At 49.1% G+C, this 25115-nt stretch carries 15 protein-coding genes, 3 tRNA genes and 3 rRNA genes; 3 read left to right on the forward strand and 18 right to left on the reverse strand.

Annotation, left to right across the window (positions count from 1 at the left end; translation table 11 throughout):
* Positions 1–43: 43 nt before the first annotated feature.
* Both RQP18_RS10515 and RQP18_RS10520 read right to left on the reverse strand, forming a co-directional pair.
* Positions 44–3679 carry a S8 family serine peptidase gene (locus RQP18_RS10515; RefSeq protein ID WP_342387647.1) on the reverse strand — a complete coding sequence of 1212 codons (3636 nt, stop codon included), beginning with the start codon at positions 3677–3679 and terminating at the stop codon, positions 44–46.
* 135 nt (positions 3680–3814) lie between these two features.
* Entirely contained in the window at positions 3815–5245 is a 1431-nt protein-coding gene (locus tag RQP18_RS10520) for a phosphate--AMP phosphotransferase (RefSeq protein WP_342387648.1), read from the reverse strand.
* A gap of 133 nt (positions 5246–5378) precedes the next feature.
* Here RQP18_RS10520 and RQP18_RS10525 point away from each other — a divergent pair, with 133 nt between their 5' ends.
* Positions 5379–7079, forward strand: coding sequence for a M3 family oligoendopeptidase (locus RQP18_RS10525; RefSeq protein ID WP_342387649.1), 1701 nt, complete (start codon positions 5379–5381; stop codon positions 7077–7079).
* Positions 7080–7113: 34 nt separating this feature from the next.
* Here the strand turns inward: RQP18_RS10525 and RQP18_RS10530 are convergent, their stop codons facing one another.
* The 6 genes from RQP18_RS10530 to RQP18_RS10555 all read right to left on the reverse strand — a co-directional run bounded on the left by RQP18_RS10530 (position 7114) and on the right by RQP18_RS10555 (position 12787).
* The gene (locus RQP18_RS10530; protein WP_373446061.1) at positions 7114–8343 is read right to left on the reverse strand and encodes an LPXTG cell wall anchor domain-containing protein; all 1230 of its coding nucleotides are present in this window, start codon (positions 8341–8343) and stop codon (positions 7114–7116) included.
* Positions 8344–8626: 283 nt separating this feature from the next.
* Positions 8627–9463, reverse strand: a complete 837-nt coding sequence (locus tag RQP18_RS10535) for a MurR/RpiR family transcriptional regulator (RefSeq protein WP_031546061.1) — start codon at positions 9461–9463, stop codon at positions 8627–8629.
* Positions 9464–9577: 114 nt separating this feature from the next.
* A complete protein-coding gene (locus RQP18_RS10540) occupies positions 9578–11053 on the reverse strand; it encodes a glycoside hydrolase family 32 protein (protein WP_342387651.1) in 1476 nt (491 codons plus the stop codon).
* Between the two features lie 12 nt (positions 11054–11065).
* Positions 11066–11827, reverse strand: coding sequence for a twin-arginine translocase subunit TatC (tatC, locus tag RQP18_RS10545; RefSeq protein ID WP_342387652.1), 762 nt, complete (start codon positions 11825–11827; stop codon positions 11066–11068).
* A gap of 50 nt (positions 11828–11877) precedes the next feature.
* Positions 11878–12114, reverse strand: coding sequence for a twin-arginine translocase TatA/TatE family subunit (locus RQP18_RS10550; protein WP_423246909.1), 237 nt, complete (start codon positions 12112–12114; stop codon positions 11878–11880).
* 40 nt (positions 12115–12154) lie between these two features.
* Entirely contained in the window at positions 12155–12787 is a 633-nt protein-coding gene (locus tag RQP18_RS10555; protein ID WP_373446062.1) for a redox-sensing transcriptional repressor Rex, read from the reverse strand.
* A gap of 137 nt (positions 12788–12924) precedes the next feature.
* Here RQP18_RS10555 and RQP18_RS10560 point away from each other — a divergent pair, with 137 nt between their 5' ends.
* Positions 12925–14838, forward strand: a complete 1914-nt coding sequence (locus tag RQP18_RS10560; protein ID WP_342387654.1) for an ABC-F family ATP-binding cassette domain-containing protein — start codon at positions 12925–12927, stop codon at positions 14836–14838.
* 294 nt (positions 14839–15132) lie between these two features.
* On the opposite strand, the gene tsaD is transcribed toward RQP18_RS10560, so the two are convergent.
* The 10 genes from tsaD to RQP18_RS10610 all read right to left on the reverse strand — a co-directional run bounded on the left by tsaD (position 15133) and on the right by RQP18_RS10610 (position 23201).
* Positions 15133–16155, reverse strand: coding sequence for a tRNA (adenosine(37)-N6)-threonylcarbamoyltransferase complex transferase subunit TsaD (gene tsaD / locus RQP18_RS10565; RefSeq protein ID WP_342387655.1), 1023 nt, complete (start codon positions 16153–16155; stop codon positions 15133–15135).
* Positions 16148–16573 carry a ribosomal protein S18-alanine N-acetyltransferase gene (gene rimI / locus RQP18_RS10570; protein ID WP_342389401.1) on the reverse strand — a complete coding sequence of 142 codons (426 nt, stop codon included), beginning with the start codon at positions 16571–16573 and terminating at the stop codon, positions 16148–16150. The genes tsaD and rimI overlap by 8 nt, the downstream gene beginning before the upstream one ends.
* Before the next feature lie 5 nt (positions 16574–16578).
* The gene (tsaB, locus tag RQP18_RS10575; RefSeq protein ID WP_342387656.1) at positions 16579–17235 is read right to left on the reverse strand and encodes a tRNA (adenosine(37)-N6)-threonylcarbamoyltransferase complex dimerization subunit type 1 TsaB; all 657 of its coding nucleotides are present in this window, start codon (positions 17233–17235) and stop codon (positions 16579–16581) included.
* Complete coding sequence (gene tsaE / locus RQP18_RS10580; RefSeq protein ID WP_342387657.1) at positions 17216–17683, reverse strand: tRNA (adenosine(37)-N6)-threonylcarbamoyltransferase complex ATPase subunit type 1 TsaE; 468 nt, start codon at positions 17681–17683, stop codon at positions 17216–17218. The genes tsaB and tsaE overlap by 20 nt, the downstream gene beginning before the upstream one ends.
* 108 nt (positions 17684–17791) lie before the next feature.
* A 5S ribosomal RNA gene (gene rrf, locus RQP18_RS10585) occupies positions 17792–17906 on the reverse strand.
* 81 nt (positions 17907–17987) lie between these two features.
* Positions 17988–20867, reverse strand: a 23S ribosomal RNA gene (locus RQP18_RS10590).
* 234 nt (positions 20868–21101) lie between these two features.
* A 16S ribosomal RNA gene (locus tag RQP18_RS10595) occupies positions 21102–22655 on the reverse strand.
* The 16S, 23S and 5S rRNA genes sit together here with 3 tRNA genes alongside, the layout of an rRNA operon.
* A gap of 130 nt (positions 22656–22785) precedes the next feature.
* Positions 22786–22859: transfer RNA gene (locus tag RQP18_RS10600), tRNA-Gly, on the reverse strand.
* 28 nt (positions 22860–22887) lie between these two features.
* A tRNA-Leu gene (locus tag RQP18_RS10605) sits at positions 22888–22973 on the reverse strand.
* 156 nt (positions 22974–23129) lie between these two features.
* Positions 23130–23201, reverse strand: a tRNA-Glu gene (locus RQP18_RS10610).
* 336 nt (positions 23202–23537) lie between these two features.
* Here RQP18_RS10610 and RQP18_RS10615 point away from each other — a divergent pair.
* Positions 23538–25094, forward strand: a complete 1557-nt coding sequence (locus RQP18_RS10615; RefSeq protein ID WP_373446063.1) for a catalase — start codon at positions 23538–23540, stop codon at positions 25092–25094.
* Positions 25095–25115 lie beyond the last annotated feature (21 nt).

The raw sequence follows: 25115 nt of genomic DNA on the forward strand, positions 1-25115 counted from the left end.
GACTCCATGAGACAACCCTCGTGGAATCCGTTTTTTAATGGCTTCAATCCTGTTCTGTCACTACATATGACGATGGCACCGTGGTCTGGATCACCTGCTGCTTCTTGTTGTATTTGGATTTGACGACGGTTTCTGCCGCAATATCGTATACATCAAAGTGTCTGCCTGGTGCTTCGATCATGATGCTCATCGCAGAATCGAGCTGTGTGATGGTCTCTTCCGCTTCTCCGCTGATGCCGGTGAGCACGACTTCATAGATGTCGCTGACATGATGCGCTTCAGTCGATGGTGAACGCATCACCGTAACCTCCACACTGTCATATGACGCAAACTGCTGGAAGTTCTGGACGGTCAGCTGGACGGCGGAACCTCCAACGTCCAGCACAACCGTCTTGTTTGGACGCATTTCCGCAAACTGGGAAATCAGCGTGTTGGGAATGCTGACTGTGGCGGAACCGTCTTCGATATATTCATCCGGTACGGCGACATGGATGTCCTTGATGTTGTTCCTCGTTATTCCGTCACCGATATCCGATTCAGTGACTGCGTAGGCGTCAGCAGGTGTCTCCCCTCCCGGAAGCCCGTCCTGGCCTTCGGTGATCACATCCTCGTCGAAATCGACCGTATACGGATAGGATGCACTGTTGCCGGCGGCATCTGTGAATTCAAGCGTCAGATGATACGTCCCGGTATGCCCTGAGAAATCGTGTGCCAGGGTGCCGTCTGTATTGATCTCTATCGCACCCTCTTCGCTGCCTTCACCATTTGCCAATACATAGTTGGCATTTATCAGGGTGTTCGGTTCATATGTCATGCCGTACATTTCTTCCAAATCCGGAAGTGCTTCGATATACAGGTCGCTGACGTTTGCTGTAACGACGCCGGATGCAACTGCCGGTTCTGTAACCTGTGTGGCTTCACGCTTCACAAACAGCGGTCCGTCATACTGGAGCTCGAGACCCCCTTCATGCTGGGAAAACGCATCGACGGTATAGACGCCATCCGGTACGTCGGAATAGACGTATTCATTGTTCTCGATGTTGTACATCGTCCCGTCGACAGGCACCGTGATTTCGGACTGGATACCTGTTTCAAAGGCGAAATCCCCGATGTATCCATCAGAATACGGTCCGGATGATGGATTCAGCAGATCGAACCAGCTGAACTGTGTCATCTCCTGCGGATTATGGAAGGCGGCATATACGGATGTTTCATCCTGCACGCCATCCCCGTTCGGTGAGATGTGGTAGTCATTCAGGTAGAACTGTGCAAATCCTTGCTGGAGCGGTTCTCCGAATCCGACTGCGAACGGTACGGAGTACTCTCCTGAAGCGCTGGATACATTGATGTAGCCCAGGAATTCATTCCCCGGTTCTGCAGTGCCGGCCGGGATGTCCAGGGTGAACTCCACCGTCTGGCTGCCGTTGACCGTCACCGGATTCATGTCTGGTGTCAGCGTCGCGCCTGCCATGGCGCCTGTCGGCGCTTTGGTCGTTACGACTTCAAAACTGTATGCTTCCCCGGAATCGCTCTCGATGATCAGATCTTTCGTCACCGTCCTTGCGGTCTCTCCAGGACTTTCATACCCGAATGACATCGTCCCCCGCGTATGGGTGTATGTCGTGCCATCCATTGCGGATTCATGTGGCACTTTCAGCAGTGTATTCGTCGTCGCTGCTGCATATGGCTGGACGAGTCCCGCACCTTGGGCAAATACATCGTAGGCTGAGGTATCCAGCACTTTTGCGGTATTGCTCATCGCGGATTTGATATCGAATGGATCCCATTCCGGATGCAGTTCGAGCAGCAGTGCCGCAATGCCTGAGGCATGTGGTGCTGCCATGGAAGTACCCGTGTACTGGGCATATGCCTGGTCATAGGATTCTCCGGCCGCAGCGAATTCCGGAATTGTCGAAAGGATGTTCGTCCCCGGTGCAGCAATATCCGGCTTGATGTCAAAGTTTGGTGTGGATGGTCCTCTCGAAGAGGATGCATTCACCTGGTCACCTGCCGTCATTGTGTCTTCGAAGCTGTTGAAAGTGACATTCCCGCCACCTGCTTCTTCCAGTGCTGCGGCAAATTCGGCTCCGAGTGTATGTGATATATCCAATGTTGGAATATAGTCGAATGCCGTACCGAGGAAGATGTCCACCGGTCCTGGCGCATTCGAGCCATCCGCCGAGTTGTAGATGATGACACCCCGGGCGCCATTATCACGTGCATGCCTGATCTTATCGACGAAAGCGATCTCTCCGCGCTGGATCAAGGCCACCCTGCCTTCGACGTCGATGCCTTCAAAATCTCCAGCGGCGCCCACACCAGGTACATTGACGACTTCCATCTGGGAGTCAAGCTGCTCCTCAGGATGGGTTCCGATCGTGAATGCCATGAAGTCGGCATCGAGTGTCTCTGAAAATCCACCCGCTTCAAGCGCGACATTGGATGCCACCCTCTGCTCAGGCAATGTCGTATTGCCCACGCTTATTGCCATCGTACTTGTCGCCGGTCCGCCGACCGTCGAGCGCTCGGGACCTGCGTTCCCTGTCGCCGCAATGGAGACAGTACCCAGCAGCATCGCATTGTTCAGTGCGAATGAGTTGGCCTGGCTTTCATCGCTCAGCGTATTGCCGAGTGAGAGGTTGATGACATCCATGCCATCCTCCACAGCACCTTCGATGCCACCGACGATCCATGAAGTATAGCCGCTGCCGTAGGCGCCGAGTGCACGGTAGGCATACAGGTCGACCTCAGGTGCCACACCGACCATGCCATAGTCGTTGTTGCCCTGTGCCGCAATCGTACCGGCCACGTGTGTCCCGTGGGTCGTCCAGTAGGAGTTGCCCCGCTCGTCATACTCCGGCAGGCCTTCCGGGCGTTCCTCCGGCTTCGTCTCATATGGATCGTCCGCCGGACGCTCCGTATTATAGTCCGGTCCATTTACATAGTTCCTGCCGCCCTGGTATGCATCAGCAAGGTCAGGGTGGTTGTAGTCTATGCCCGTATCAATGACACCGACTTTCACGCCTTGCCCCCTGCTGCCGAGCTCCCACACTTTCGGTATTCCAAGATGCGTGATGCCCGTGATGTAGTTCGGTGCTATGTCCTCATCCGATACATCCGCCAGTCCTTCTATATCCTCGCCGTGTCCATTGCCCGGCTCCGGATCCAGCTGAACGAAGAAGTCCTCCTCGACGAGTGCCACTTCCTCGACTTCAAGCAGCTTATCCAGATCCTGTGCCGCAATGGTCATGGACTGGGCATTCAGCACAGTATTATATGTATTCCCTTTGGAATAGCTGATATTTTTATTTCTCATGCTGTGCTCCGCCTGCTGTTGCTGTTTCTCTATCTTCTCCTTGATCTTTCCAGCATCAAGATTGGACCATTTCTTGCCCTGGGACTGCACAAGTCCTTTCTGGAGTCCGACGGAAGGTTCCCTGAAATGTACTATGACATTTACATCCCCCTCTTCATCCTCCAGGCTTTCTCCAAGTTGTGCTGGCCCGGTCAATACATCCACCTGGGCCTCTATGTTCTCATATTTCTCAAGGTGCGATTCATCCAACGAAGGTGAACGTTGAGGTTTGCCGAGCTCATTGGCAAGCACTTCGGACCCGAATGCACTGAATACCATGAGCAGTACAGCAAACAGGAGAAATACCCTTTTGACTGATTGCATCTACCTTCCCCCTTTTTATTTTGAACTATTTAAAATATTCTAAAATTAAATAGTTACCCTTTATAGGATATACATTTTTTGGGGAATCTGCAAGAATTATTCCGAATTCCGGCAAAAAACCGGCCGAAGCCGGTTCTACTCTTTATTCAAACGGGATTCGCATGCTTCGATGACTTTCCTGAGTGCAGTGATCCTGGCGTATTTCTTGTTGTTCCCTGCAACGACATGCCATGGTGCATGGGCCGTGTGTGTCCTGCGCACCATATCTTCACTGGCCTCGACATACAGGTCCCACTTCTCCCGGTTCCTCCAGTCTTCGTCGGTCAGCTTCCACTGCTTGTCGGGATCTTTCTGCCTGTCTTCGAAACGTTCAAGCTGCTCATCCTTGTCCAGGGACAGGAAGAACTTCACGATGATTGCACCGGAGTTGTACAATGATTTCTCAAAGTCATTGATTTCCTCATAGGCCTGCTTCCATTCCCTGTTGGAGGCGAACCCCTCGATGCGTTCCACCAGCACCCTGCCATACCAGCTGCGGTCATAGAAGCCGATATGGCCACTTCTCGGCACATCGGTGGCAAAACGCCACAGGTAGTGATGGGCGAGTTCGATATCCGTCGGTGCCCCTGTAGCATTGACCGTGTACCCTGTCGGGTCGAGCGGTTCCCTGATCCGCTTGATGTTGCCGCCTTTCCCTGCAGCATCCATACCTTCATAGACGATGACCAGGGGGATCTTCTTCTCATAGAGCTGGAATTGGATCTCCCGCATCCTCTCCTGCAGGCCGGGGAGTATCTTCTTGTATTCCTTCTTCTTTATTTTCTCCTTCTCAAAATCGAAATTGAAGAATTCAGCTTCATAATCCTCGGTGAATTCCCCATCGACCTTCGGCGCCTCCGCCTGCTCTTCCTTCTCCACCCGCTCTTCCAGGCGTTCGATGATGGTTGAAAATAAAGTGTTGATCGCCTCCCCCTTATCTTCAAAATCGATCACCGTCCACGGACATCCGGTCGGTGCTTCGAGAAACTGCTTCATTTCATTCTCATAGTCGATTTTATCCAGCCGCTCCTCGAATTCCTCCGCCTTCCATTTCAGTACCGGATTGGCCTTGAGCTTTTCAATATGATGGTTCCTGACCGCCTCGCTCGTATGCACATAGAACTTGATGATTTCATAGCCATTATTCATCAGCGTCTCTTCAAAATGGTCGATGTCCTGCTTGATTTCCACGTAATCCGTTCTGACATTTTCCTGTATGTTCCGTGTCTTGTAGTCGATGTATTGGGCATACCAGCTTCTGAAATGGATGTTGATATTTCCATTCCTCGGCAGGTGATTCCAGTACCTCTGCAGGAAAGGGTATCTCAGATCGATGTCCCTCGGCGGACGGGTCGCCATGAAGTCCGTATATTTGGCATCCAGCGCCATATACAGCGCATTCGAAAGACGTGATTTCCCGGAAGCCGGCGGCCCTTCGATCACTATCATGAGAGGGATTCCCATTTCCTTCGTTTTCCTGGCCATCTCTCCAATTCTGCTTTCCAATACTTCATCTACATCTACCATACAATTCTCTCCTTTTTATCCTTCTCTTCCCTACACTACCCACAAATCAAATAATCTGAACATATTAATAATTTGGATGATCAATCAGTCAATGTGGTAAAATATAACTGTATAAAAGTTTAGGGGGATGCATATGGCACTTACTTTTAAAGACTATCAATATGAAAGACCCGACCTTGAAAAGATCTCTTCCGAGGTCGATGATCTGCTCAACGAATTCAAAACAAAGACAACTGCTGAAGAACAGGGCAGTGTCATTGACGAACTGAACAAGCATTTCAATCATCTGTCTACGATGAGTACCCTCGCCTACATACGGGCTTCAATCGACACAAAAGACGAATTCTATGACAGGGAAAGGGATTTCTTCGACGAATATGGACCTGTAATACAGGAGATCGACCATAAATACTATCAGGCAATATCTTCGAGCCCGTACAAGGATGCACTTGAAGAGCGGTACGGGAAGCAACTGTTCGCCCTTGCAGACAATGCAATCAAAGGCTTCGATCCGAAAGTGAAGGCACTGCTCCAGAAGGAGAACAGGCTCGATTCCGAATACTCCAAGCTGATGGCTTCTGCGGAAATCGAATTCGATGGAAAAGTGCTCAACCTCTCGGAATTCGGTCCCTACGCGCAACATACGGACCGGTCCATGAGAAAAGGAGCCACTGAAGCGGTGCAGGGCTTCATGGGGGAACACTTGGAGAAGATAGACCGGATATTCGATGATCTGGTCAAGACGCGGCATCAGATTGCCCAGGAGCTCGGCTACAAGGATTTCGTAGAACTCGGATACATCCGGATGAACCGCATCGATTATGACCGGGAAATGGTGGAGAATTTCAGACGCCAGGTGGCGGAGCATGTCGTCCCGCTTGTTACAGAGCTCAAGGAAAGGCAGCGCAGAAGAATCGGCCTTTCCGAACTGAAATCGTACGATGAATCCTTTGATTTTGTAACCGGAAATGCGACACCAAAGGGCGATACGGAGGAAATCCTGAAAAATGGAGAGAAGATGTACAGGGAACTATCTCCGGAAACGGATGAATTCTATACGTTCATGAGGGAACGCGACCTTTTTGATGTCGAAGCGAAGAAGGGCAAGGAAGGCGGCGGATACTGCACATTCATTCCGGAGCATGCGTCACCGTTCATCTTCTCGAACTTCAACGGCACACTGGATGACGTCACAGTACTCACACATGAAGCGGGCCATGCATTCCAGAGCTATATGTCCCGGGGGTTCGAAGTGCCGGAATATCAGTTCCCAACCCTCGAAGCAGCTGAAATCCATTCCATGAGCATGGAGTATTTCACCTACCCCTGGATGGAACTTTTCTTCAAGGAAGACACGGACAAATTCAAATTCACCCATATGGCGGATAATATATCCTTCCTGCCTTATGGCGTCGCCATCGATGAATTCCAGCATATCGTCTATGAAAACCCGGAACTGACACCTGAAGAGAGGCGACAGGAATGGAAGAAGCTTGAAGACAAGTACCTGCCCCATCGGGATTATGATGACATAGAACCGCTTTCCAGCGGATCATTCTGGCACCGCCAGGGCCATGTCTTCGGTGTACCCTTCTATTACATCGACTACACACTCGCCCAGGTCTGTGCCCTGCAGTTCTGGAAGCGGGCAAATGAAGACTTCGAAGCGGCGTGGACCGACTATGTCCAGCTGTGCAAATTGGGCGGATCACTGCCATTCAATGCCCTGGCAAGGTCTGCAAACCTGACCTCACCATTCGAAGACGGCTGCCTCGAGTCCGTTGTCGGCGAAGTCAAAGACTACCTGAACTCAATAGATGACAGAGCACTATAGAAAAATCCCCATTCATTCGAATGGGGATTTCCTATTATTTGCATTTATGATTATTTGGCCTTCTTGTAATGAAGAGCAGTATGGCACCTGCAATCAGGAGCGTCGTACCATATAGGAAAGTATAATCCGTTTCGCCCGTATCAGGCAGTGACTTCCGATCTGTTGAAGCGATGACACCCTCTTCATTCTTGATTTCTTCCTCAATCTCGACGATATCCGATTCATCCACTTCATCTTCCGACATGATTTGGGATGCCATCAGACGATTGACCCTCTTATCAAGGAGGTTCAACTGTTCATCAGAAGCGCCTGGATTCAATGAGATGCCTTCCAGAATATTGCCGTAGTCATAACGGTAGTACTTCTGCCTATTTACATTTTCGGTTTCAGAAGCTTCCATGTCTGCTTCTGATTCTCCGGAGAGTGGCTGATCAGGCGAATATGCTTCAACTCCGCTCTCTTCGGCATCATACTCTGTGGCTGTATCACCTTCAGCAGCAGGTTCATCATGTTCGATTGCCGGCTCCTCTGTAGCAGGCTCTTCAGGCGATTCGCCTGTCACTTCCTCTTCCATCGGATTATCTGCCGGGCCTTCAGCTGTCGGCTCATTTGTCTCTTCGCCCGTAGGCGCTTCAACCGCCGGTTGCTGGGTCGACTCCTCAGATGGCTCTGCCACGGGTTCAGATGATGGCTCCTCTGATGGTTCTGTTGTCGGCGCTTCGGCTGAAGGTTCAGATGGCTCCTGATCCGTCGTCTCCTCAGTTGTCACTTCCTCCGTCTGCTCTGCCGTCGGTTCAAATGATGCCTCCTCTTCTGATACCACTTCTTCTGTAGGAACTTCTTCCGTCACTTCTTCGGAAGATTCTTCAGGGGGCGGTTCAGGGGTCTCTTCAGTGGTCTCCGGGTCCGGTTGTCCTGCAGGGTCTTCCACAGGCTCAAGAGTGCTGCTTTCCTCTTCGGCAGGCGCCGGCTCCTGGCTTTCATGTACAGGTGGTGTTTCATCGGTTTCTGCTTGGGTATTGTACTCTGCGATTGCCTGCTGCTGGACTTCCTGTTCAGTCGCATTCTCCGGCGATGATTCGACCAGCAGTTCCTGTTCTGTTCCTTCTTCTGTGATCTCTTCGATATCCTCTTCAACGGACACCGCTTCTTCTGTAGCCTCTTCGGTATTTTCTTCATTGGAAACTGCTTCTCCAGATGCCTCTGTACTTTCTTCCGTACTTGAAACTGCATCTGCTTCATCAGCTTTTATTACTGTATCCATATTATATGTGAATATTGTTGATGCGATCAAAAGGGATGCGATACTTGATTTCATCAGTTTTTCTCTCAAAATAATTCCCCCATCAGGCTTTGCCACCATTTAACGAATATCATCATTATATTGGAATGGGGAAGCAGTATCCACCTAATTTCCATCTTGTTACATAACCTTAATATAGCAGGAAAATTTGGAATGAATATTTCAGTAATGTTTCAAGAAGATATCTTTTATTGAGGGGCCGTTACTTATGTAAAAACCCCTTTCGTATTGAAAGGGGCATGGATCAGTGGGTGATGTCATATGTCTTGATGATCGTGTCGTAGGCAGAGGCGCCAAGTTCCCGGCAGATATAGAAGAATAGTACATCACAGATGACAAGCTGGGCGATGCGGCTCGTCATGTTCATGTATTGTATGTTCGTCTCTTCTTCAGTGATTTCTATCGCGATATCGGCATTCCTTTTTGCGATGGAAGCATGGTTCTGTGTCAGGATGACCGTTTTGACCCCGAGCTTCTTCGCCAGCTTCACGACTTCCACGATCTCCTTCGTCTTGCCTGAAAGAGTAATCAGGAAGAGCACATCATTTTCCGTCGCATTGGACAGCCGTGTCATGCACAGGTATTTGTCGGCGGTGAAGAAGGCGTTTATATTGACCCTATGTAACTTCTGTTCGAGCTCATTTCCAACATTCGCCGAATCCCCCACTCCGAATATGAAAGTATTGTCCGATTTGGCAAAAAGGTGTGCCGCCTCTTTCATCGCTTTCCGATTGACGATCTTTTCTGTGTTGTAGAGTGCCTGGATGGTATTTTTGAACACTTTGTCAAAAATATCCTTATGTGTATCCTGTTCAAGGTCGATGACCCTGGATATATTCTCCTTCTCCAGTGTATGGAGCTCCTTTGCAAGCTCCACCTTCAATTCCTTGATGCCTGCAAGGCCAATCCTTTTGGAAAACCTGACGATTGCCGCATCACTTGTATTGCTGTTTCTCGCGATGTCCTTGACCGGCATGTTGATCACTTTCGTGGGATTGTCCAGCATGAAGTTTGCAATGCGCTGCTCCACTGGTGTCATATATTCAAAACGTTTACGAATCTGGCTCAATACCGAAAACATGTCTTCCCTCTCCTCTCACCCTAACCTTGTGTAGATTAATAATAACAAAATAATCAATCAATTATAAGGAAAATTGAAATAAAATTATATTTAAATAATGAAATTAAGTTTGTTCTACTTATTTTCGATTACAGGATTGGGTGATAACTGTTTCAGACTATACCTGGTCATCCTGACATGGCAGCTGCCGATCTCCGTGGACACCTCCATGCCTGTCGCTTTGCGTGAAGGGAAGATGCGTGCCGTCATCACCGCTTCCCCGTCATTGGCAAAGACTTCGATGCTTGAGACATCGACGAATATTTGCAGCTTGGAGAGCGGCGCATCAAGTGCCACCTTCCTGTCTGTTCCATCCACATTTTCAGGCATTTCACCACTGAAGGCCGTATCAAGGATGAGCGTCCGCGTTGCGGAATTATAGATGAGGCTCGTCTGTTCCCGCCTGCTCACCCTCAGGTCGATATGAATACGGGTCGCATCGTTCTCAAGCATCTCCATGACGAGTTCGTAGCTGTCCCCGTAGAAATCCCTCATCTTTTTCGGGCGATGGTCGAAGTATCCCTCGGCGGTCATTTCCGCTTCTCTCAATTTTCTCAGACCCGCAGCCGGTTTCTGCCTCAGTTGCCCCTGTTCAACCGAAAGTTCACGGGGCAGCGTCAGACAGTGCGACCATGAATCATCGGTCGGGTAGCCGGTTTCCTTCATGCCCATCCAGCCGATCATCAGCCGTTCACCGTTGCCGTTGAGGGTTGTCTGGGGCGCATAGAAATCGAACCCATGATCGAGTTCATGAAAAGGCCCATGATTCATCGTCAATGAGTCATAATCCATTTCACCAATCGTGTACCCCGACTGGTAGATGTTCCAATAGCTGTTTCTGTACCTGTCGAGTCCCTGGGGACAGAACATGAATACATGATGGCCGTCCAGTTCAAAATGATCCGGAGACTCCCACATGAAGCCGAACTGGTCGAGATGTGTTTCCAACTCACCCCTGTACTGAAAATCGGCAGGCGTATCTCCGGCAAAGACGAGGACACGGCCATAGTCTTCCGATGTAGCGGCACCGAGCATCATGATATATCCGCCATTCCCATGCCAGACTTTGGGATCCTTCATCAGCCATCTGTATCCGGGTGGTGCACCCTTTATGACCGGCACGGTCCTGTCCGGGTGGAGGCCACCTGCTTCCATTTTAAACGTAGTGTACTGCTGGAACGCTGTATTCGAACGCACTTCCGTATGATAGAGGTGGATATTCCCTTCCATTACAAAAGCGGAGCCCGAATAGGCTCCGTCCGACAGCATCTTCACTATTCCCCTATTCTCAAAAGAAACGAGGTCGTTCGTAGTCACATGATACAGGCATCTGGTCCTTTTGTCTTCAAAGGGTGACCACTGGTAGAGGATATGATACGTACCATCGTGGTAAACGAAGCCGGCAATGGAATCCATGCTGCCCGCAATCGGCTGCACATGATACTTCTGCTTCCACTGATTTTCCTGTGTCCGTTCAATCCGTTCATTCAATGCTTCGCTGCCTCTTTCATCCAACGCTTTAAACGCTTCAGTGTTCGAATCGAATTTCACCCTGAATACCTCCTAGTCGGAATCCAAAGATTCTTCTATTGCCTTCTGTTCTGCCTTCAAGTGTCTGCGGTAGCCGATTTTGGAAATATAGATGCTGAATTCGTAAAGAATGATCATTGGTATTGTCAGCATGATATGCGTCATCAGGTCCGGGGGTGCAATCAGTGCTGCGACGATCAGCAGGATGAAGTAGGCATACTTCCTGTTTTTCCTGAGGAACATCGGCGTCAGCAGACCAAGCTGTGTCAAGAACAGCACCAGGATCGGCATCTGGAATATTGCACCGAATGGCAGGACTGTTCTGAACAGAAATCCGAAATATTGATTGATGCCGATGGTCGTTTCGATTCCCATCTCTTCCGAAAGGTCGAAAGTGAACTGGATGATGTAGGGCACAAGAACAAAGTAGCCGAAGGCCATCCCAATCAGCATGAGGATCATGACAATCGGAATGTAGCTCAATGTCAATTTCCTTTCATTGCCGTATAGTCCTGGCGCCACGAAGGCCCATAGCTGGTACATGATGACCGGCAGCACCACCACAAGACCGATTATGACGATCACAAGCAGATAGATCTTAAGCGGATCAGTAACCTGGAACGCATGCATCTGTATGGATTCCGCCCATGGCGCATTCTGCATCCGGTATATCAGGGGCTTGGACAGGAAAAATCCTACGATCAGTGCCCCGACAAAGAAATACATGACAATCAGCAGACGCTTTCTCAATTCTTCCAAGTGCTCGGTAAATTCTTTTTTTTCCGAGTCTTCCATCTTACTTTTCACCTCTTTAAAAAAAGGCGGCTTTCGCCACCTCCAAATCTTTATACTTTAGTTTCTTCAGCTTTTTCGACTTCAACTGCTTCAATCTTCTTCGGCTGTTTTTTCTTCTCGTACTCTTCTTCTTCCTCATCATCGTCTGTAGCGAGACCTTTTGTTGCGTCTTTAAATTCCTTTAAAGTGGAGCCCATTGCGCGTCCAAATTGAGGAAGCTTCTTGGGTCCGAATATAATCAATGCTACAACAGCGATTACTATCATACTTGTTGGTCCTACTGCCATAAGCGTCACCGGCATTAACATTTCGAGCATAATACCCCTCCTAGATATGTTTCATATAAAAGAATAGCGCCTGCAATTCAACACTCAAATCTATATTGTGTACATAGATTCCATCAGTTACGTCCAATCTGATTGGTGTGAAGTTCAGTATACCTTTGATGCCCGCATCTACAAGCCGTTCAGCCATGTCCTGGCTGACCTCTGCCGGCAAGGTAAGTATCGCAACGTCTATGTTATGTCTACTGACCATATCCTCAAGTTCATCTGGATGATATACTAATGTATCATTGATGGATGTGCCAACAATTTCATCATTGCTGTCAAAGGCAGCAACTATGTTCATTCTATCATTTATGTTGCTGAATTTGTAGTTTAATAATGCACTGCCCAGATTACCTGCACCAATGATTGCTACGTTCCTTACTTCGTTCCCCTGGATGTGTTCCATGAAGAAGTTCAGAAGGCTTTTGACGTTGTATCCATAACCTTTTCTACCGAGTTCACCAAAATAGGAGAAGTCTCGCCTTATAGTGGCAGAATCAATATCCAATGCCTCACTGATTTCTCTGGATGAGACTCTATCCACACTGGATTTTTCAGCGTTCTTAAAAAATCTATAGTATAAAGGGAGACGTTTCATAGTTGCATTTGGGATTTTCTTTTTACTGTTCAAATGTCCCACACCTCGTTTATTACACTCTGTTGGTACATTATAGCATATCTCAATTTTCATAGTGTAGTCAATGTCATTTAATTTCATCGTTTTTTTAATTTATTTATTGTAGACTTGAAGAAAGTGAGGTAATCAATATGATAGTAATGCAATTGGGAAATGTAAAGAAATCATTCGGTACAGATATGATTTTTGAAAATATAAATCTGGAAATAAAAAAAGGGGAAACCGTCGGCATTGTTGGGAAAAATGGTGCCGGAAAGACGACACTCATGAAGATAATGGCGGGGGAACTCGGGCTTGATGAAGGTCAGGTCACTACGCCGAAAGGCATCTCCATAGGCTACCTGACCCAGCAGATGACACTGGAATCCTCCCAGACCGTCCGGGATGAAATGATGCGTCCATTCTCCCACCTGCTCGATCTCCAGGAGGAGATGCAGAAAGTGACGACCTGGCTGGCAGAACATGATTATGACGACCCTGCCTATAGCGATCAGATGGACCGGTACGACACGCTGCAGAATTCATTCGAGTCCCAGGGGGGATACACGATCGATGCCCAGATCAAGACGGTCACAACCGGGCTGAGTTTCACAATCGATGACCTCGACCGCAATGTCGATGAATTCTCTGGCGGACAGAAAACACGTCTTGCCCTCGGCCAGATGCTCCTGTCGAAACCCGACCTGCTCCTTCTTGACGAACCGACCAACCACCTGGACATGGACACCGTGGCATGGCTCGAACAGTATTTGAACAGTTTTACAGGTGCCATCGCAATCATCAGCCACGACCGGTACTTCCTGGATCGGACGGTCGACAAAATCTTTGAAGTGGAAATGTACAGGGGTACCCTCTACCACTCCAACTATACGAAATACGTCCAGGAAAAAGAGAAGAACTACAGTCTTCGGATGAAAGCTTACGAGCATCAGCAGAAGGAGATCAAACAGCTTGAAACGTTTGTCGAGAAGAATATAGCACGGGCCTCGACAAGCAACATGGCAAAAAGCCGCCGCAAGAAGCTTGAGCAGATGGACCGGATGGATACACCGCAGATCGACAGAAAAAGTGCGCGCTTCTCTTTCGATATAAAAAGGGAAAGTGGAAACGACGTCCTCCGGATCAATAACCTCGACATCGGCTATGAGGAGACGCTGAACAGCGGCATCACCCTGAATGTAGACAAAGGAGACCGCCTGGCGGTCATCGGGCCGAATGGTATAGGAAAATCCACCCTCGTCAAAACCATTGCGAAGGAATTGCCACGGCATGCCGGAGAAATCATCTATGGTACGAACGTCTCCATCGGCTACTACGATCAGAAACAGGCCGAATTCACTTCCAGCAGGAATGTCCTTGAAGAACTGTGGCATGAGTATCCGAACATGAATGAAAGCGATGTCCGCAAAGTGCTCGGCCGCTTCCTGTTCACCCAGGATGAAGTGATGAAGAGTGTCAATGATCTGAGCGGTGGGGAGAAGGCCCGCATCCAGCTTGCGAAACTAATGTTGGAAAAGAATAACCTTCTCATTCTCGATGAGCCGACCAACCACCTGGATATCGACAGCAAGGAAGTCCTGGAAGAGGCACTTCAGAATTTCCCAGGGACCATCCTGTTCGTCTCCCACGACCGCTACTTCATTGATCGCATCGCCACCAAAATTGTGGAAATGGACCTGCAGCATCTCAAGACCTACAACGGCGACTACAGCTACTACCGCCATAAGAAGGAAGAACAGGCATCCCTCGATATCAAAGTGGAGAAGCAGGATAACAAAAACCAGAATGGCACTGATTATGAACAGCAGAAGCAGAAAAGGAATGAGATGCAGAAGCTGAAACGCAGTACGAGCAGGATGGAAGAACGCATCCAGGCACTCGAGGAAGAAATCGCAGCGACCGAGGCGACACTCGCCGACCCCGAAGTATATGAAGATTACGAAAAAGCCTCGGAATTCAATCAGCAGTTGAATGCGCAGAAGGAACAGCTCGATGCACTGATGATGGAATGGGCGATATTGGAAGAAAAACTGGAAGAGATATAAACGGATGACGAACGCACGTTCCATTTAGAAGGACTATGTACTATATGGAGTTAGCCACATTTTTATTCACAGCAGAAAGTGCAGAGCAGTGCATAATTCAGCCCATAATCCACAGCCAGGATAACTTATACACAAAGTTATGCACAATTATATCCCCAGTACCTGCGCCGTTTGGAGCGCTATTTCCATTTCTATCAACAGGTTATCCACAGGCTGTTTAAAACAGACGTTCCGTATTGACAAATATAGATTATTTAAAAGAGCCATGTCCCTCATTTTGAGGGATATGGCTCTTTATATGCTGTATTCTTCTATATCTATGAAATTCCTTCCATTCAAGTCCAGGCTGCCAAAGGCGTTTCTGATATAGAGATGGTAGGCTGCAGCACCAATCATGGCTGCATTATCGGTACAGTACTTCAGCTGGGGGATGCTGAGCTTAATGTCCTGCTCCTCACAGAGTGTTTCAAATCGGGCTCTCAGTCCGCTGTTTGCGGCCACTCCCCCTGCAATGATCAGGTTATCCACACCATAATTCTCCACAGCCAGCATCGTCTTTTTTGTCAGCACGTCAACGACACTCTCCTGGAAGCTCCTTGCCACATCCGCCTTGTCTACCGCAAGGCCCTTTTGTCTATGATTGTGCAGTGTATTGATCACTGAAGACTTCAGTCCGCTGAAGCTGAAATCATAGCTTCCCGGTTCAAGATATGGTCTTGGGAAATTGAATGTGTCTTCCCCTTCCCTGCTCAGACGGTCGATATGCGGACCGCCGGGGTACGGGAGGCCGATGACCCTGGCCACCTTGTCATACGCCTCCCCCACTGCATCATCCCTTGTCTCTCCGATGACTTCAAAGGACATATGATCCTTCATATAGATGAGTTCCGTATGTCCACCGGATACGATGAGGGATATGAGTGGGAATTCAAGCTTCTCCTCCAGCTGGTTTGCATAGATATGGCCCGCAATATGATGGACGGGGATCAGTGGCAGATCATGTGCGAAGCTGAATGCCTTGGCGGCATTGATGCCGACCAGCAATGCACCGATCAGGCCCGGCCCTTCCGTCACTGCCACAGCTGAAAGATCTGCTGGAAGGAGGCCTGCTTCTTCCAGTGCTTCCTCGATCACCACCGTAATGGTTTCAACATGGTGCCTTGAAGCCACTTCCGGTACGACACCGCCAAAGCGCTTATGGCTTTCTATCTGGCTTACAACGATATTGGAAAGTATTTCATCGCCGTTTCTGACGATACTGCATGCTGTCTCATCGCAGCTCGTCTCAATGCTCATTATAATCACTTCTTCATTCATTCAGCGTCACCCACATGACATGTGCATCCTTTCCCGGACCGTAATAGTCCTTGCGTATTCCTCCATAGAGGAAACCTTCCTTTTCATACAGCTTCATGGCTCTATGATTATCTATGCTCACTTCCAGTGAAAGTATATCTGCAGATTGGCCTGCATATTGCTTCGCATGCTGGAGAAGCTGACGACCATAGCCATTGCCCTGTTCTTCCTTTGCCACGGCGATGGTCGTAATCTGACTCTGGTCGATGACGAGCCAGACTCCGCAGTAGCCTACTATTTTATCCTCTTTTTCAATAACAAAGTAGTAGGCGAACTGATTCGCTGTCAGTTCCCTCAGAAATGATTCGATGTTCCATGATGTATTCGGAAATGAGGCTGATTCAATTTCATATACAGCTTCCAGGTCATCGATTTCCATTTTTCTTATGACTGTGTGCGCTCCATCCAATTTTTCTCAGCCTCCGATATTTTTAGATATTCAGGTACCATCTGATGGACATCCTCATGCCGTATTATTGACTCGAACTTCTCTACGGCGCTGATGCGGGGGATAGCATGGGTGAATATATCGAGATTTCCACTGAATTTTTCCTGGGCATCTGACAGTACGATGCCTCCCTCATATTTTTCCAAATGCTCAAGGACTGTATCGAGTGCCATATATCCTGCATCCATGACTTCTTCGAATGATTTGCCGTCCAGACGGTAGACGGCTGTGTAGACATTGCCCCTTCTGCCATCGAACATCGGTGCCATGACGCCCTCCCTGCCTGTGGAGGCTGCAATGACAGCCAAAGATGAAACAGAATAAAGGTCTATACTCAATGCATGAGCCAGTGTTTTGGCCACAGTGACACCAATCCGTACACCTGTGTAGGAACCCGGCCCCCGCGCCACAATGATCCGGTCGATATCTCCACGCTTGTATCCTGTCATTTCAAAAAGTTCATTGATATATACCATCAATGTAGCGGAATGGGTCTTCTTCACAGTGGTATTTATTTCTGCCAGGCAATATCCATCCTTATTGATGGCGATGGATAAAGGCCTGTTGGAAGTATCAATCAGAAGGGAAATCATTTTCAAGTGCCTCCAGTATTGTAGTGTATGCGGTACCCTTTGCAGAAAATTTGAAGCGCCGTTTTTCTTCGCCCAGTGTTTCTATATGAATGGACAAGTGCTCATCTGGCAGAAATTCTTCTATATATATTGGCCATTCCACAATCGATATATCATCTTCATTAAAATATTCATCGAACCCAAGATCTTCATCACTTTCTTCAAGACGGTAGCAGTCCATATGATGAACAGTACATTTCCCATCATAGCTTTTGATGATGTTGAAGGTGGGAGAACTCATTCTGCGTTTGACACCAAGAGCCCGGCCCAGAAATTGGGTGAATGTCGTCTTCCCGGCACCAAGGTCTCCAGAAAGCAGAATGACAGTACCCGGCCCTATATTCTTTTCCAAAGTACTTGCTAGTTTTTCAGTCTCGGACAGGCCGGTGACTTCAATACAGTATTCCATGATTCAACCATCCTCACTAGATTTATACTCCCATTATACAAAAAAAGAGACCTGTAAAGGTCTCAATGCGGCTCATCGCATCCATAATTTAATTATGTAATATATACTGCCCGGCGGCGTCCTACTCTCACGGGACGTCAGTCCAACTACCATCGGCGCTGGAGAGCTTAACTGCTGTGTTCGGCATGGGAACAGGTGGGGCCTCTCCGCCAGTGCCACCGGACAATATTCAGGTTGAATGATATACATTCAAAACCGGATAGAAACAATGCGCTGCGCAGAAAACCAACACGGTTTTCATTAATTGAATAAGTCATCGATCGATTAGTATTCGTCCGCTGAATGTGTCGCCACACTTACACGCCGAACCTATCCACCTCATCATCTCTGAGGGATCTAATGGGGAAATCTCATCTCGAGGGGGGCTTCATGCTTAGATGCTTTCAGCACTTATCCCGGCCATACATAGCTACCCAGCGATGCCGTTGGCACGACAACTGGTCCACCAGTGGTATGTCCATCCCGGTCCTCTCGTACTAAGGACAGCGCCTCTCAAATTTCCAACGCCCACGACGGATAGGGACCGAACTGTCTCACGACGTTCTGAACCCAGCTCGCGTACCGCTTTAATGGGCGAACAGCCCAACCCTTGGGACCGACTACAGCCCCAGGATGCGATGAGCCGACATCGAGGTGCCAAACCTCCCCGTCGATGTGAACTCTTGGGGGAGATAAGCCTGTTATCCCCGGGGTAGCTTTTATCCGTTGAGCGATGGCCCTTCCATGCGGAACCACCGGATCACTAAGTCCGTCTTTCGACCCTGCTCGACCTGTATGTCTCGCAGTCAAGCTCCCTTATACCTTTACACTCTATGAATGATTTCCAACCATTCTGAGGGAACCTTTGAGCGCCTCCGTTACTCTTTGGGAGGCGACCGCCCCAGTCAAACTGTCCACCTGACACTGTCTCCCGCCCGGATCACGGGCGCGGGTTAGAATCTCAACATCACCAGGGTGGTATCCCACCAGTGCCTCCATGTAGACTGGCGTCCACACTTCATCGGCTCCCACCTATCCTGTACAGGTGAGGTCAAGATTCAATATCAGGCTACAGTAAAGCTCCACGGGGTCTTTCCGTCCTGTCGCGGGTAACCTGCATCTTCACAGGTACTATGATTTCACCGAGCCTCTCGTTGAGACAGTGCCCAAATCGTTACGCCTTTCGTGCGGGTCAGAACTTACCTGACAAGGAATTTCGCTACCTTAGGACCGTTATAGTTACGGCCGCCGTTTACTGGGGCTTCGATTCGCACCTTCGCTTACGCTGAGCGCTCCTCTTAACCTTCCAGCACCGGGCAGGCGTCAGCCCCTATACGTCACCTTTCGGTTTGGCAGAGACCTGTGTTTTTGATAAACAGTCGCTTGGGCCTATTCACTGCGGCTCATGTCTCCATGAGCACCCCTTCTCCCGAAGTTACGGGGTCATTTTGCCGAGTTCCTTAACGAGAGTTCGCTCGCTCACCTTAGAATTCTCTTCCCAACTACCTGTGTCGGTTTGCGGTACGGGCAGTGATATATTCGCCAGCAGCTTTTCTTGGCAGTGTGAATCCACAGCTTCGCCTACTAGATTTCGGCTCCCCGTCACACCTCGTCGTTGGCACAGGGCGGATTTGCCTACCCTGCCGACTCGATGCTTGGACGTGCTCTTCCTTCCGCACGCTCTGCTTCTCCTCCTGCGTCACCACTTCACTCAAACACATATCACCGGTACAGGAATTTCTGCCTGTTGTCCATCGCCTACGCGTTTCCGCCTCGGCTTAGGTCCCGACTAACCCAGAGCGGACGAGCCTTCCTCTGGAAACCTTAGTCATTCGGTGGACGGGATTCCCACCCGTCTTTCGCTACTCACACCGGCATTCTCACTTCCAATCGCTCCACATGTCCTCACGGTCATGCTTCCCTGCCATTGGAACGCTCTCCTACCATCAATATAATTGATCCACAGTTTCGGTAATATGTTTAGCCCCGGTACATTTTCGGCGCAGCGTCACTTGACTAGTGAGCTATTACGCACTCTTTAAATGATGGCTGCTTCTAAGCCAACATCCTAGTTGTCTGTGCAACGCCACATCCTTTTCCACTCAACATATATTTTGGGACCTTAACTGGTGGTCTGGGCTGTTTCCCTCTCGACAACGGACCTTATCACCCGCTGTCTGACTCCCGTGCATCACATCTGTGGCATTCGGAGTTTGTCTGAATTCGGTAACCCGGGATGGGCCCCTCGTCCAAACAGTGCTCTACCTCCACGATGCTAACACGAGGCTATACCTAAATATATTTCGGAGAGAACCAGCTATCTCCAGGTTCGATTGGAATTTCTCCGCTACCCACACCTCATCCGGTCACTTTTCAACGTAAGTCGGTTCGGCCCTCCATCCAGTGTTACCTGGACTTCAGCCTGGACATGGGTAGATCACCTGGTTTCGGGTCTGCAACCCCATACTAAACGCCCTATTCAGACTCGCTTTCGCTGCGGCTCCGCATCCTCTGCTTAACCTTGCATGAAATCGCAACTCGCCGGTTCATTCTACAAAAGGCACGCCATCACCCATAAACGGGCTCTGACTACTTGTAAGCACACGGTTTCAGGTTCTATTTCACTCCCCTTCCGGGGTGCTTTTCACCTTTCCCTCACGGTACTGGTTCACTATCGGTCACCAAGGAGTATTTAGCCTTGGGAGATGGTCCTCCCGGATTCCGACGGAATTCCTCGTGTTCCGCCGTACTCAGGATCCACCGCAACCTTGCATCGCTACGCATACGGGACTGTTACCCCCTATGGCCGGCCTTTCCAGACCGTTCTGCTCGCGATGCGCAGTATCATCGGTGTCCTACAACCCCAGCCGAAGCTGGTTTGGGCTCTTCCCGTTTCGCTCGCCGCTACTCAGGGAATCGATTTTTCTTTCTCTTCCTCCGGGTACTAAGATGTTTCAGTTCCCCGGGTCTACCTCTGTCCGGCTATGTATTCACCGGACAGTCGCACTAACGTGCGGGGTTCCCCCATTCGGAAATCTCTGGTTCAACGCTTACTTACAGCTCCCCAGAGCATATCGGTGTTGGTTCCGTCCTTCATCGGCTCTTGGTGCCAAGGCATCCACCGTGCGCCCTTCATTACTTAATCGCAATGAAATTGTGAGTGTGCCAGCCGAAGCTGACACAACGCGTGTTTTTTTGAACTCTTTCGGTTCTCGGTTTTCTACGCTAGATTTTCGGTTAAAAATCATTTTTCGCATTGTTTCTATACGGTTTTCAATGTACATGGAGAATAGCCAAATAAGACCATTCAAAACTGAATACAATATGTCAACGGTTCCGCTACATCTGCCGGAGCAGATGTCTCCTGTAATATCCTTAGAAAGGAGGTGATCCAGCCGCACCTTCCGATACGGCTACCTTGTTACGACTTCACCCCAATCATCGGTCCCACCTTCGACGGCTGCCCCCCCAAAGGGTTGGCCCACCGGCTTCAGGTGTTACCGACTTTCGTGGTGTGACGGGCGGTGTGTACAAGACCCGGGAACGTATTCACCGTGGCATTCTGATCCACGATTACTAGCGATTCCAGCTTCATGGAGTCGAGTTGCAGACTCCAATCCGAACTGAGAACAGTTTTATGGGATTCGCTCAACCTCGCGGTCTGGCTGCCCTTTGTAACCTGTCCATTGTAGCACGTGTGTAGCCCAAATCATAAGGGGCATGATGATTTGACGTCATCCCCACCTTCCTCCGGTTTGTCACCGGCAGTCTCACTAGAGTGCCCAACTGAATGCTGGCAACTAGTAATAAGGGTTGCGCTCGTTGCGGGACTTAACCCAACATCTCACGACACGAGCTGACGACAACCATGCACCACCTGTCACTCTGCCCCGAAGGGAAGCCCTGTCTCCAGGGTGGTCAGAGGATGTCAAGATTTGGTAAGGTTCTTCGCGTTGCTTCGAATTAAACCACATGCTCCACCGCTTGTGCGGGTCCCCGTCAATTCCTTTGAGTTTCAACCTTGCGGCCGTACTCCCCAGGCGGAGTGCTTAATGCGTTAGCTGCAGCACTAAGGGGCGGAAACCCCCTAACACTTAGCACTCATCGTTTACGGCGTGGACTACCAGGGTATCTAATCCTGTTTGATCCCCACGCTTTCGCACCTCAGCGTCAGTTGCAGACCAGAGAGCCGCCTTCGCCACTGGTGTTCCTCCATATCTCTGCGCATTTCACCGCTACACATGGAATTCCACTCTCCTCTTCTGCACTCAAGTCCGCCAGTTTCCAATGACCCTCCCCGGTTGAGCCGGGGGCTTTCACATCAGACTTAACGAACCGCCTACGCGCGCTTTACGCCCAATAATTCCGGATAACGCTTGCCACCTACGTATTACCGCGGCTGCTGGCACGTAGTTAGCCGTGGCTTTCTGGTCAGGTACCGTCACCCGACGGGCAGTTACTCCCGTCGGCGTTCTTCCCTGACAACAGAGTTTTACGAGCCGAAACCCTTCTTCACTCACGCGGCGTTGCTCCGTCAGACTTTCGTCCATTGCGGAAGATTCCCTACTGCTGCCTCCCGTAGGAGTCTGGGCCGTGTCTCAGTCCCAGTGTGGCCGATCACCCTCTCAGGTCGGCTACGCATCGTCGCCTTGGTGGGCCATTACCCCACCAACCAGCTAATGCGCCGCAGGCCCATCCACCAGTGACAGCCAAAAGACCGCCTTTCAACTTCCCCACCTGTGTGGAAAAGGATTATCCGGTATTAGCCACGGTTTCCCGTGGTTATCCCGGTCTGATGGGCAGGTTGCCTACGTGTTACTCACCCGTCCGCCACTCGCGTCACAGGAGCAAGCTCCTGATCCGCGCGTTCGACTTGCATGTATTAGGCACGCCGCCAGCGTTCATCCTGAGCCAGGATCAAACTCTCCATAATTGGAAGTTCTCTGACTCCGTTGCGGTTTTACTTGTCGCCCAAGTGAATGCCGGAGCATTCGTTTTTTTCGGAATTAACGTTGACATATTGTCATTCAGTTTTCAATGTTCTTAATTGATATAAAAGTTAATGGAGCGGGTGATCGGAATCGAACCGACAACATCAGCTTGGAAGGCTGAGGTTATGCCATTTAACTACACCCGCAGGTTATATTGCATTAATTAAGTAATGATGCGGCTGAGAGGACTTGAACCTCCACGGGATTTAACTCCCACTAGGCCCTCAACCTAGCGCGTCTGCCGATTCCGCCACAACCGCATGTTATATTTTTAGCGACAAAATTCATTATACATTTTTCAGTATTGATTGTCAATAGCTTTTTTCGCTTATTTTTTTCTCTCGTTTAAGCGACAAATACCATTATATACTTTGCAGTATCTCAAGTCAATACTTTCGCTATATTTTTTTAAAAAGTGACCCGTACGGGATTCGAACCCGTGTTACCGCCGTGAAAGGGCGGTGTCTTAACCACTTGACCAACGGGCCATTGGAATAATGCAACGATATTTATAATAAAGGGTTATGGCTTTAAAGTCAATATGTTTTTAATATATTCTTTACAAAAAATTAATGTGTGCTGATGCACCCTGAGCCTGAACGTGTTTCTTCATATATAGTCATTCATGAATCACCCCACCATCTTCTTCTATATAAGAGGTCAAGCGCCTTCCTTTGCAAAATCAGTTGCGTTTTGTCACCTCATACACATTTTTTTCAAATTATTCTAGTGGTTTTCTATTGTTTTCTGAGTTTATTGTGTTAATATTTATTTATAATCATTCTAAACAAGGATTATAAATAACTTCTTGGAGGGAATTATCAATGGATTTCGAAAACAAGAGCAATATGCCTGGGGACGCCCGTACTGGAGGCGGCACACACCCTAGAGAACAAGGTGAAAATCAGCCGAGTGATCGTCTGACCACTCTATTTGGTGCACCTGTAGGTGACCGTGAAAATTCAATGACAGCTGGGCCGCGTGGACCGATGGTCATGCAGGATCCCTACTTCCTTGAACAGATGGGACATTTCGACCGTGAGGTCATCCCGGAAAGACGTATGCACGCAAAAGGTTCAGGTGCTTACGGTACGTTTACTGTAACTAATGATATCACTAAATATACAAAAGCAAAAATATTCAGCGAAGTGGGCAAGCAGACTGAAATGTTCGCACGCTTCTCTACTGTGGCCGGTGAACGTGGTGCTGCAGACGCTGAAAGGGATATTCGTGGTTTCGCCCTCAAATTCTATACTGAAGAAGGCAACTGGGACCTCGTCGGCAACAACACTCCTGTATTCTTTTTCCGCGATCCTAAACTTTTCGCAAGTTTGAATCACGTTGTCAAACGTGACCCAAGGACGAACATGCACAACGCTGAAAGCAACTGGGACTTCTGGACGCTGCTTCCTGAAGCACTGCACCAGGTAACAATTCTCATGACAGACCGTGGTATTCCTAAAGGCTACAGAAACATGCATGGCTTCGGTTCACACACATACAGCATGGTCAATGCAGACAATGAGCGTGTATGGGTCAAATTCCACTTCAGAACAGAGCAGGGCATCGAGAACCTGACAGCTGACGAAGCTGAAGAAGTGGTTGCGAAAGACCGCGAGTCTTCCCAAAGGGACCTCTACAATGCAATTGAAGAAGGCAACTTCCCTAAATGGAAGCTATACATCCAGGTCATGACTGAAGAACAGGCGAAGAACCACTACCATAACCCGTTCGACCTGACGAAAGTATGGTACAAGGATGAATTCCCACTCATCCCTGTTGGTGAATTCGAACTCAATCGCAACCCTGAAAACTACTTCGCAGAAGTTGAACAGGCTGCATTCGCTCCAACAAACATCGTTCCAGGTATCGGTTTCTCACCTGACAAGATGCTTCAGGGCCGCCTGTTCTCCTATGGAGATACTCAGCGCTATCGTCTTGGTGCCAACCATCACCAGATTCCGGTCAATTCTCCAAAAGCGGCATCCAATGTATGTCCATTCAGCAGGGATGGTGCAATGAGAGTCGATGGCAACCTTGGTGGCCACACGAACTACTATCCGAACAGCTTCGATCACTATAAGGATGACGCAAGTGCAAAACAGCCGGCGCTTGAAATGGAAGGCCTCGTCTACGAACATAACTTCCGTGACGATGACGACCAGTACTATGAGCAGCCAGGAAAACTTTTCAATCTCCAGTCAGATGAAATGAAACAGCGCATCTTCGAGAATACAGCAAATGAAATGCAAGGTGTTTCCGATCGCGTAAAACACCGTCATATCAGAAACTGCTATAAAGCAGACCCTGCATACGGCAGAGGCGTTGCCAATGCAATGGACATCAATATTGACGATGTTGATATGGAAGCAAACGACTAATCAATAAATAAAATCCCAATC

The organism is Salinicoccus sp. Bachu38 (assembly GCF_038561955.2).
GTDB lineage: Bacteria > Bacillota > Bacilli > Staphylococcales > Salinicoccaceae > Salinicoccus > Salinicoccus bachuensis.